The organism is Bacillus sp. JJ1773, from assembly GCF_036962035.1.
Lineage (GTDB): Bacteria > Bacillota > Bacilli > Bacillales > Cytobacillaceae > Cytobacillus.
Genome location: NZ_JBALNX010000114.1, coordinates 1 through 11,559, shown reverse-complemented (window position 1 = coordinate 11,559; position 11,559 = coordinate 1). Strand labels below are relative to the sequence as shown.

9 protein-coding genes are annotated in these 11,559 nt (G+C 34.8%); 1 reads left to right on the top strand and 8 read right to left on the bottom strand.

Translation table 11 applies throughout. From position 1 onward, the window contains the following. Window positions 1-2 precede the first annotated feature (2 nt). Both V7127_RS24175 and V7127_RS24170 read right to left on the bottom strand, forming a co-directional pair. A complete protein-coding gene (locus V7127_RS24175) occupies window positions 3-1,088 on the bottom strand; it encodes a hypothetical protein (RefSeq protein ID WP_335490624.1) in 1,086 nt (361 codons plus the stop codon). 6 nt (window positions 1,089-1,094) lie between these two features. Further along, complete coding sequence (locus V7127_RS24170; protein WP_335490621.1) at window positions 1,095-1,868, bottom strand: Cof-type HAD-IIB family hydrolase; 774 nt, start codon at window positions 1,866-1,868, stop codon at window positions 1,095-1,097. A 439-nt stretch (window positions 1,869-2,307) separates the two neighbouring features. Between V7127_RS24170 and V7127_RS24165 the strand changes: the two genes are divergently transcribed. Continuing rightward, window positions 2,308-3,267: an NADP-dependent oxidoreductase gene (locus tag V7127_RS24165; protein ID WP_335490618.1), complete on the top strand. Its 960-nt coding sequence runs from the start codon at window positions 2,308-2,310 to the stop codon at window positions 3,265-3,267. A 762-nt stretch (window positions 3,268-4,029) separates the two neighbouring features. Here the strand turns inward: V7127_RS24165 and V7127_RS24160 are convergent. The 6 genes from V7127_RS24160 to V7127_RS24135 form a co-directional block, all read right to left on the bottom strand. Next, window positions 4,030-4,452, bottom strand: coding sequence for a hypothetical protein (locus V7127_RS24160; protein WP_335490615.1), 423 nt, complete (start codon window positions 4,450-4,452; stop codon window positions 4,030-4,032). After that, on the bottom strand, window positions 4,433-4,906 hold the full coding sequence (locus V7127_RS24155; protein WP_335490612.1) for a MerR family transcriptional regulator: 474 nt from the start codon (window positions 4,904-4,906) through the stop codon (window positions 4,433-4,435). Before V7127_RS24155 ends, V7127_RS24160 begins: the two co-directional genes overlap by 20 nt. A gap of 257 nt (window positions 4,907-5,163) precedes the next feature. Then, a complete protein-coding gene (locus V7127_RS24150) occupies window positions 5,164-6,417 on the bottom strand; it encodes a hypothetical protein (protein WP_335490609.1) in 1,254 nt (417 codons plus the stop codon). A 274-nt stretch (window positions 6,418-6,691) separates the two neighbouring features. Continuing rightward, window positions 6,692-7,684 (bottom strand): NADPH:quinone oxidoreductase family protein, encoded by a 993-nt coding sequence (locus V7127_RS24145; RefSeq protein WP_335490606.1) that lies wholly within the window; start codon window positions 7,682-7,684, stop codon window positions 6,692-6,694. A gap of 250 nt (window positions 7,685-7,934) precedes the next feature. Further along, window positions 7,935-9,884 (bottom strand): TRAP transporter permease, encoded by a 1,950-nt coding sequence (locus V7127_RS24140; RefSeq protein ID WP_335490604.1) that lies wholly within the window; start codon window positions 9,882-9,884, stop codon window positions 7,935-7,937. A gap of 142 nt (window positions 9,885-10,026) precedes the next feature. Next, window positions 10,027-11,037 carry a TAXI family TRAP transporter solute-binding subunit gene (locus V7127_RS24135; protein WP_335490603.1) on the bottom strand — a complete coding sequence of 337 codons (1,011 nt, stop codon included), beginning with the start codon at window positions 11,035-11,037 and terminating at the stop codon, window positions 10,027-10,029. Window positions 11,038-11,559 lie beyond the last annotated feature (522 nt).

Sequence of the window (11,559 nt, the reverse complement as noted above, 5' to 3'; positions counted from 1 at the left end):
ATTTAAATCAATAAGATCGGCTCAAAGACCCAATCCTGAGAACCATATTTAAAATCACTCATTTTCCTTATATCCCTTGAAATTTTATTCTCAATTATTAAGTCTCGAAATTTCTTACTAAATAAAGTTTTACGGTATACATACTTGCTATTATGCGTCCATTCTTGTGGAAGGTAAATATCCTTAGCAGCATCGATTAAATCTTTTTGGTTATAGATATAAGGACCAACTATTCTTCCCTTAATTCCACAATCCTTACACTGCTCTTGTTCTTCAGTCGCAAAGTAATAATGTTTCATTTTATTACTCCAAGAAGGAAAAGTGTTAGTCGGGATAATTTGGTAAGCTGGTTGTTTGCCCTTTACTGTTCCTTTATGTATTACCGGTTTTAATTCATATCCTGTTATTCCCCAATTATTCATTAGTTCTGCCATTTTCTCTGAAACGACCCAATATGCACCCACATTTACCATATATCCGTCTTTAATCTTTGACGTATCTATAGTTAAAGGGGAAACTTGATTTTGAAGTATTAATCCACATGCGTCACAAAATATATTATTTTTAAATTGAGTTCCTTTATCTTTTAAGAAAGCTCCACAAGAATTTCCAGTCGAGTACAAGACGAAGTGTGGAGCTTTATCGTATTCTTCATCTGAATACAAGAACGAAAATCTTTCCCCAATATGTTTGATGCGTAATTCGTTTTCTAAATATCTATAGATCCCTTTAACATTTTCATAGTTCATCTTGTCATTAAGAATTACTTTTACTCCAAAAGAAACATCACTTAGTTCCCCATAGTCAGGTGTTTGTAACACAATATTATAGTCTTTAAAAACATTAATAACCTTATCTATTAAATCAGTAGGAATAAATAATGAAATACTAAGTTCAGTAACCAATACTATCGCCGCCTTAAAGAAACGGTTCTTATTCCCTAGTAAAAAATCCATCTTCGCTTTTGTAGAAACGTAACAATTAGTTAAACAAAGACTTTTTACTACTAATAAAAATTCGCTTTTTATGATAGGTGCCGATAATTTTCGATATTGAAAATAAAGTTTGCCAGTCTTACCATAGTTCATTGGAATTTAAATTATCCCATACTTCTTTAACGCATAATGAATACCATCTTCACTAGACTTTTTGGTAACAAAGTCCGCAATACTTTTCAATTTTTCATTTCCATTCCCCATTGCTATACCAAGTCCAACTAGTTCCAACATGTCAATATCATTTTCTCCATCACCGAAAGCAATGGCTTCTGTATTATCTAGCCCAAAAAACTCTAGAGTTTTCATGATAGCTAAAGACTTAGACACATTTTCCTGCAAAACATTTAACACATATGGATGCCATCTTTTAAATGTTAAGTTTGGAAACTTTTGTATGTACTTCTCAACAGCCACATCACTTGCAAATAAACACAATAAAAATACCTCTTGTTTATGAATTAAACGATTAGTAATAGGATAATCATCGAGAAATAAGGTTTCCTTCAATGCTGTTAAGATTTCGTCCTCTGTAACACCATTCATATAAAGGTCTTCAGTATAAAAAGACAAACCATTATTCTCCGACTGGGCAAAATCCATTACTTCTAAGATAATATTCTTATCCATTGGTACTTTATGAATCACTTTTTCGTTGTGTTTTACGTGCCCGCCATTTGCTGTTATAAAGGTTTCTATTCCTATTTCTTGTAATTCATTACACATCGATAATGGTCTTCCCGTAGCGGCAACAACGTTCACTCCTTTGCTTTTCAATATTTTTATAGCTTCTATAGTAGAAGATGGAATGCTGCCATCTTCGTGACTTGTTATAGTTCCATCAACATCCAAAAATACAATTTTATAATCCATTATGGTACCCCCTTTGTACTAATCAATATATAAAGTAGTCTATTAGGAAATTATACCAAATTTAAATACTATTGTTAAAATTAGATAGATTCTATAAGAGGGATCTGTTTTGTTAGATATGTTTTTATGCAACCATCATTAACCAATTGGATATCCAAAAAACTATCTGTTGAACAATCAGGCATTGGTATCGGTGTATACAGTTTGTCAAACTTTCTTTCTATTGCCATATGTGGAGCAATTACTACCAAATTAATTGAGTTAAACAATTTCCCTCCCTTAAACCCTGTTGTCTTCTATTGCCAAACAGTAATTTACAGTAATATATATTTTGGGTTTTTCTTACTGGCAATGTTAAATTGGATATTTGTCTCATATCTATGTAGAGGACCAAAATGGCCAACTTTTATAAAAAAATAAAGAAAGGATTTGATTCATTATGATAAAAGCCATTCGAGTTTACCAATACGGTGGACCGGAGCAATTAAAACTCGAAAGGATTCCTATTCCGGAGCCTAGCTCTGATGAGGTGTTAATTCGGGTTCATACCGTTGGGGTCCTTCCGTATGATTGGAAATATCGTGAAGGTTACTTTAAGGATAGTCGACCTGCAATCTTTCCTTATACCCCTGGGACAACATTTGCAGGAACTGTGGAGAAACTTGGCCGTAATGTCCATGATTTTTACATCGGGCAGGAAGTCTTTGGACGAAGCAAATATGGAACTTATGCTGAGTTTACCGTAGCATCAAGAGAAGAACTTTTTCCTAAACTTTCAACAATAACATTTGAAGAGGCAGCAGCAATCCCTGCGAGTGCTATTCTAGCGTGGCATACTCTATTTAGGGACGGAGAATTAAGGGAAGGTGAAAAAGTGCTGATTCATGGAGCAGCAGGAGGGTTTGGTTCTATTGCAGTCCAATTGGCTAAATGGAAGGGAGCACATGTTATAGGAACCAGTTCAGCGAGAAATTTAGACTTCCTGTCTTTATTAGGAGTAGACACTGTCATTGATTATACTTCCACCTCTTTTGAGAACATAGTCCAGGATGTAGACCTGGTTGTCGATACGATTGGCGGAGATACGTTAGAAAGATCCTGGTCCGTTGTGAAAAAAGGAGGAAAACTTCTATCTTTAGTTGAACAGCCATCAGCTGATAAAACACGTATGTATGGACTAAAAACAGGAAAACCGTTTACTCCGTATTCTCCTGAGGAAACGAAAATTATTTCTCAGACAATTTCCCAAATGATTGCAGTTAAAAAGTTAAGGATCGTCATTTCAAAACTTGTTTCATTAGAAACAGTGGATGAAGCACATAAAATATCTCAACAAGGTCATGGGCGCGGTCGCATTATTTTAAAAGTATATGATGGTGCTCAAGGTGATAATGATTAACAACCCATATTGCGAAATTTGTCTACCTGTAAGATCGTTAAAGTTTGATTAAGTTTTTCTTGTTGAATACTTTATAATCAACAAAAATAGAATGAGAAGAACAAGCGGCTTATCAGTCCCGATAATTTCTTGTTCTTCTTCATTAATAGCTCCTATAACAAATTAATGACACAGTCCATCTTTGTATAATTCTTACGCCCTTTTATTTAATAAGAATTAGGGTAACCGTGAAATCGTTCGGAAACTCATGAATTAAGAGATTTTTTTACAGAAGCTAAGAAGGCTAGTAAATTATCATCATGCACAAAGTGATCAGCATCCTGTATCGTCACCAATTCGTAATTCGGAATAAGCTCAGAAATTTCCTGCAATTTGTTTTGAGGAATATTGCTGGACCTACCACCTATAATAAGAGTTGGCATATAATGTCAGTAAGACGCGCCCACCATTCGGGATTGGGTTCATTAAGTTGCCGTAGAATCGAAGAAACAACGGGCCAATCAAACGCCAAGCCATTATTAGTGACAAATTGTTTTAGTATTAGTGTTTCGTTTTTAAATACTGCGAGTAGATTTCCTGTATATGTTCCTTGAGAAATCACATCAACAATAGGATAATCAATTTTCCCTATAAGTCTCTCCCTTGTTTACTTTTTTAGTTATTTAAACCAAAACACCAATTATTTCAATTTAAGAGTAACTTGCTCTGTAGTTGATACAGAAGCTCCTAAGTTTTAGATCATCTCTTTTGTTACTGTAGCTGCTAACCACCGGATTGTTTTTTATTCATAGCTGTGCCCAATATGATCAAGGCAACATAGATTACGATGGCAATCGAATCTATTATCGTATCCGTAAGAGATGAAACGTCAAGTAATGCAGTTACACCAAGAATGACAATCAGTCGCACGATCAGTATCGCCACGATCATCCATGCGGCAAAACGAACTTTCGATCGATCATTTTGCAATGACATGAAAATGAATGCAATGCCGAAGACCAGATTTTCCGCCGTTATAATGTGCCAAACATACGTGAATACCGTCCGGGTATCCATGGACATCGCCCTAATGTCGAGCTTCGGCAGCACAGCGGATTGCCCATTCCATGCATGCGTAACAGCAAACAGAATCGCAAGAACGCCTACAATCAGATAATAAAAATTCCTAACCTTGATGATGATCACAACCCTCCTTAGTAATTCCTGGTTCATTCTTTCGGATATCCTTGTAAAGCTCGCGGACGTATTCTGCCAACCGTTGGTCGCTTTCGTTATTAAAGTCCCTTAACGTTTCGGCTGCCATATTGAGCAACAGATTGACCTTTTCCAGATGGTTAATCTTCATGCGCGTTTCTGCGTTCTTAGCTTCGAGGAACGCAGAAACCTTTTCCAAGTAAGCGTAGTCGATATTTTCCATCTTGCGTAAACCAAGTATTCCCCTCATTTCGTCAAGTGAAAAGTCCGCATACTGCATGATTTGAATATTCATCAGGTCTGTGAGGTCGTCCCTCGAATACTTTCGGTACCGATTGTCATCCCGGGGCGGCGAGACGATTCCAATCCGGTCATAATACCTAAGTGTATCCTTGGGTATCCCAAGGATTCGTGAAACCTCTTGTATAGAGTAAAGTTTTTCCATGAATTCAGAATAACATTTGAGTTGACTCCAATGTCAAGTCGTTTTTTGACTTATTTCTCGACATGTATGCGCGATGCTGCTTTGAAATAAAAATTGATCAAATATTCTACACAAACTGGTATTTAACGTAGAAATGAATTTAAAAATAGGAGGAACCATTCTTATGGCTTCTCCTATTTTTATTAAGCTATCCTTCCCCTTTCGTGCAATAAGATTTTATTCATAACACTCTTTTCCCCATGTCTACCGTTAGCTTCCTAAATTGATAAATATAAGATCAGGAAACCTGCAATTAAACTGAAAAAAATAGAAGCAAATATTATATTCCACTTCACAATAACGAAGGGAGAATCTTTAATCAAGGATGACATTAGTGCTGTTGAACCGTTAAAAGGACTTATCATAATGCCAGTACTTAATGCTGTTAACATTCCCAAACTATAAATAACGGGAGATATCCCTAATTCAAGTGGATTGATCATTACGCTAATTAGTGAGAAAGCAACAAATTGATGAACTCCAATCATCGCTAAAATAATAACTGACGTCATTCCAATAATTAGAAGGGTACTAACCCCAACATATTCTTTTAACATTGAAAAATAATAAAATAGCGAGTTAATGAATTTTTTATTCTCCAATGAATTCACGAAAAAACCTGCAGATAAAAGTATTCCAAATTGACCATACATCCCAGGAATTCCAGTCTCAATATGTCCTTTTAAAAGTATCTGATACTTTTTAGTTCTTTTGAGAAAAAATGACCAAATGTAAGTAAACGGTAAAGTAGTAATAGCAATAATATATAGCATTCCATAAGGTAAGATTAAATCTAATAAAATTGTACTAGTCATAAATAGCAAAAGTGGGAACACTAAATACATAACTCTACTTTTAGGAGTTTTTTGTAAAGAAATCTCAGTAACTAAACGAAAGGGGTTCTTTGAAAAAGAATTAATAAACCGATCAAGTAAGAGCCCAAAAATCGCAATTCCTAGCGATATTGGCAAGAGTTTTATGACAAAAACTCCCGTCGTATCCACAATTATTGCTACACCTGCACCAATTGGACTCCATAACATTGCAAGAGAGAAACCTCTTGTTATAGAAGTTGCTAGACTTCGGTTAGCATCATCATTAAGTTCTTTTCCCTCTAATATCGTCCATGACATAGGAATTGCACCTAAATTCATAATACTTCCCATGCTAAAAGACAAGGTTTGCCCTTTATTGTACAACCCCTGATTAGATTTAATATCTGATGTCATATCTGAAAGACCTTTTTTTGAATCAAATAATATTTTAATTGGAATAGCTAAAATAGGAATTATACCAATAAATGTGATAATGTTTGATATATTGGCAAAGGAATAAAACAAGGAATCAATTGATACACCATTTGAAACTTGTAAATAAACACCAATAAAAAGAAAAAATAGTGATAAATAGAATGATAAACCTTTCATAAAAGGCACTGAAAGCAAAACGCATATTATTGTAGATATTGACATCGTAATATTAAGCAAAAAAGATTCAAATGGAAATGTAAGAAAATACAATATGAAGTTTAAGAGAAATACCCTACTTTGAATTTTCGTCTTGAAACAGGTATTTTTTAGACTATTTTTCTTTTTTATTCTAACTAATCCCATCTTTAGGCCTAATAAATTGAATGAATTTGATTATTAAATGTACTATCATTTGTATTTTCATTATTCTTTGCCTCTTTTCAAAAAATTTAAAAGAAAAAGCTACTCTAAAACGAGTAACTCTTAAAAAAATAAATTAAACTCTGACGACTGTTCGCCCGCGCAATTGACCTTTTAAAATATCATTAAGTTTATTTGGCAATTCCTCCAATGTGATTTCCTGTCCTATATCGCTTAAAAGTGTTTCAGGCTTCATCTCGTTTGCCATTCTTTTCCATACCGATTTACGAATATTCATTGGACAGTAGGCAGAATCAATTCCAATTAAACTTACTCCGCGGAGAATAAACGGAAAAACAGTTGTCATTACATTACCTCCACCTGTTAACCCACTAACAGCAACTGAACCGCCATACTTTGTGTTACTTAAAATAGCTGCAAGTGTTTTTCCTCCCACAGGATCAACTGCACCAGCCCAACGCTGTTTTCCTAGTGGACGAATTTTTTCAGGGATTACCTCTTCACGAGAAATAACTGCCTTTGCTCCTAATCTTCTTAAATAATCGTGCTCACTTTCTTTCCCGGTACTTGCTACAACTTCATAGCCTAGCTTTGACAGTATTGCGACGGCAAGACTTCCAACTCCTCCTGTGGAACCTGTCACCAATACCTCACCTTGTTCAGGAGTTACTCCACTCTCTTGCAATTTCTGAACAGAAAGTGCTGCTGTAAAACCTGCAGTGCCATATGCCATTGCTTCCTTTAATGTTAAACCTTCAGGTAAAGGAACTAGCCAGTCAGCCTTCAAACGAGCATACTCGCTAAAACCGCCAAAATAGGTGATTCCTATTTCATAACTTGTTGCAATTACTTCGTCTCCTTCTTTATATCGCTTATCACTTGAGGAAACAACAGTACCAGCTAGGTCGATTCCTGGAATAAACGGGTACGAACTGATAATTTTTCCATCCGGTATAGAAGCAAGCCCATCTTTGTAATTGACACTTGAATAAGCAACTTTTATAGTAACGTCACCCTCTTGAAGATCATTAAGAGTTAGATCTTTTACCCCAACTGATACATTATTATCTAATTTATCTACTACCAAAGCTTTAAACTGATTTTCCATTATATTGCTCCTCTCAGTATTACATACTATATCTAAAAGAGTTTTTTCTCACTTATAAAAGTGAAAATAGCTAATTCTCAATACTATTTAGAATTGACCAGCTTTTCCTTTTGAACCTGAATATAGCGTTCTGCTAATCACTAATCACTCTCTTAACCTACATTTTGTATTACGTATATTTCCAAAAATAATCTGTTACTTACGCCAATCTTTTGTTCAAGTTATTTAACGAAGGTAGAAAATTAGACCATTAACTATCGATTGTTAATTCTTGATCTGTAGCAGCAACCTTTTTATGTTTCGTTTTTATATAATGTAGTGTAACGATAATAATGAATAAACTTATCCCTAAGACACTTGAAAGAGTTTCCGGGATTATTAGCAGGATAGATGATATAAACATCAAAAGTCTTTCTATAATGTTCATAAAGTTGAATAAATACCCTTGCAATGTAACGGCAATTCCGAAAATTCCCACAATCGAGAAGACAAGTGTTAAAAAAATATCAGTTATCGACCCATCTATTAGTAGTAATTCAGGTCCGTATATAAACATAAAGGGTACAATAAATCCTGCTGCACCAAATCTAAATGAAGTGACACCTGTTTGAATTGGATTTGATTTGGCTAATGATGCACCAGCAAACGCAGCAACGGCTACTGGCGGTGTAATTGCAGATATTACTCCAAAATATAAAACAAACATATGTGCAGCCATAGGATCAACTCCCATTTGTGACAATGTCGGTGCAATTAATACCGCTAAAACAATATATGCAGCCGTTGTTGGAAGACCCATTCCTAAAATAAGAGAGGCTACTGCTGTTAAAATAAGTAAAATCGAAAGCGTTCCTCCTGATAATTGTACGATTAAACTTGATATATTTAATGCTAAGCCAGTGTATAGCATTACTGCAATAATAATACCTGCTCCTGCACAAACCGCCGCAACTATTAATACATTAACTGCTGAATCCTTTAAACTTAACATTAATGTTTTAAAAGATACCCGAGTTGAACGGCGTAATTGTGGAACGATCATGGCAACAATAATCGTCCAAAATGCGGATTTTTGTGGTGAAAAATGCACTACTGACATTAAAAATATCAAAACTAAGATTGGAATGAGCAAATGTCCTCCATTTTTCATCACATCTCCAAACTTAGGTAACTCACTTTTCGGCAATCCTTTCATGCCTAACTTTGCCGCTTCTAAATCTACCATAAAAAATAACGAAACATAATAAAGTATCGATGGGATTATAGCCGAAATTACTACGGCGAGATAACTTACCCCCAACATCTCTGCCATAACAAATGCAACTGCCCCCATTACAGGAGGCATGATCTGTCCACCCGTAGATGCTACAGCTTCAATTGCACCAGCAGATCGGCCTTTGAATCCATTCGCTTTCATTAAAGGTATAGTAATGGTTCCGGTTCCCATTACATTTGATACAGCACTGCCAGAAACTGAGCCAAATAGACTACTTGCTATCACGGCAACTTTAGCTGAACCGCCACGGAAAAAGCCAAATATTGACATTGATAAATCAATAAATACCTTTCCTGTCCCTGAACTTTGTAAAACTGATCCTAAAATGATGAATACTAGTACAAAATTTGCAACTGCCTTCACAGGAGTAGTGAATATACCTTCAGTAGTAAGGTAAATAACTTGAATCGTTCTCTCATAGCTCATTCCTGCATGTTGTAATAAACCCGGAAAATATGGACCAGCAAATGCATAAATTAAAAAAATAATGATTAATATTGGGAGTGCCCATCCTATAGTTCTTCGAATTGCTTCTATTAATAATACAATGGCCACTCCTCCTAAAATCAAATCTGCCAATTCTGGCTGCCCACCTCTTGCAACTAATTCCTCATGGGTCAAAAAAACTCTAAAAAATGCAACAGCCCCTAAAATCGCAAACAAAATATCTAGTATTTTGGTCCACTTCCTATCAGTTTTTAACCCAGGGAACAACAGAAATATTAGTAATAAAGTAAATATTAGAAGCATACTGCCTTGAGCCAAAGGAGCCATAACCCCAAATTGTGAAGTGTATAAAAAAACTAAAGAAAACAACACCGAAATTGACATGATAATAATATTCGGAATACCTTTATATTGTCTCGTTGATATTGTTTCTTCAAAATCTTTATCTTTCTTTCTGTTAAATATGCGCTTCCCCATTATACTCCTCCTCCCAAAATACATGTAAACATTGATCAAGCTCCATCTGGATAGAGAAAAACAAATACATATATCACGAAAGTATTTGTAATTAATTTCAGCTCATACCTTTTAAAATACTCGCATAGTACCCCATAATTCCTTACTTCAATTCTAAAAATGTCGTTTTTATACCTTTCTCTTTATAATATTTTTCTGCACCCGGGTGAAGTGGAATTGGAATATCAGTTGTACTTAAGCCAGCCCAGCTCTTATGTGCTGCAATTAATTGATCATGGTTCTCGAAGAGGGTCTTCGTTAATTCATAAACATAATTTTCACTAAGTTTACCTGAGACTGCTAAAGTTACACCTATTTGGATAGTTTCTACATCTTCTTTATTTCCCATATGACCAGCAGGAATTGTTGCAGGAACATAAGGGTATTTTGATGTAATTTTGTCCCTAACTTCTCCATCAATTTCTATATATCTAATATCTATTGTTGTGCCTAATTCTAACAAAGCTGCTGATGCACCACTTGGCCCACCTGAAACATAAGCGAAAATATCTAAATTCCCATCTTTTAATGCCTCAGCTTGATCAGATGAACCGATGTTTTGTCCTTTCAAATCATCTTCACTTAAACCATATTCCTTAAATATTTGTCCCAAAATTGTATGAGATACTGAACCAGCTTCTCCTCTTCCGATTCTTTTACCTTTAAAATCGTCAAACGACTTTATATCAGAATCAGCTTTTACCACAAAACTAATATATAGTGGATCTGTCATTGCCATTGCCCTTAGGTGTTCAATAGGCTCTTCTCCATCATATATACCTTTCCCGTTTAGAGCATCATAAGCGTGATATGATGTCAGAAACCCTATTTCTGAGGATTCATTCTTCATCAAATTAACATTCTCAGCTGCACCCCCACTTGGTGTAACATTCACGGAAGTACCCTTAATTCCTTTATTAACAAGGTCAGCATATGCGCCCATCATTCCATACCATGTTCCACCTTGACCCGCTGTAACTATTGTTACTTTACTATCTGCTTCATTAAATCCCTGCTCTTCAAGAATTGCCTGTGATTCTTTACTCCCGCAAGCCGAAAGTGTCAAAGTAATCATTAAAATAAATACTGATATTAATGATTTGATTTTTGACATTTTTTTCCTCCCCCTATTCTCTTTACAAATTAATTTTCTATATTAATACTTGTTGTATAATTCATAAAAAATACCTGATAACAATACGATTTTATTCGGAATCTAAAAATGTTTGCGTTTTCATTTTGTAAATACAATAATATTTGTTTGTAATAAAAACCTGAAATACTTCACGTCATCATTTAAAATTGGGAGGATCTAAGGACGTTCCCCTTTCTGGATCATCTATTCGTGCTATACCTCCTTTCCTAATAGGGACGATCGTATTTTTGACATTCGAAAATACCATTCCTAATTAACAACATTAATAACCTCCTTACAGTGATTATAGAATAATTTGAATAATATGAAAATTTAAAAATAAAATTGATTGATAATTAATATCTATCATTTGTATATGTGAGCATAGTTACAGGTGAAAAAGCCTTTCTTCACTTTAACATTATGCAATGCCTATTTTTGAACTACTCTATTACCCAATACTTGCATATTAAGTCAAAAAGTTTCTTTAAAAGGAATAAC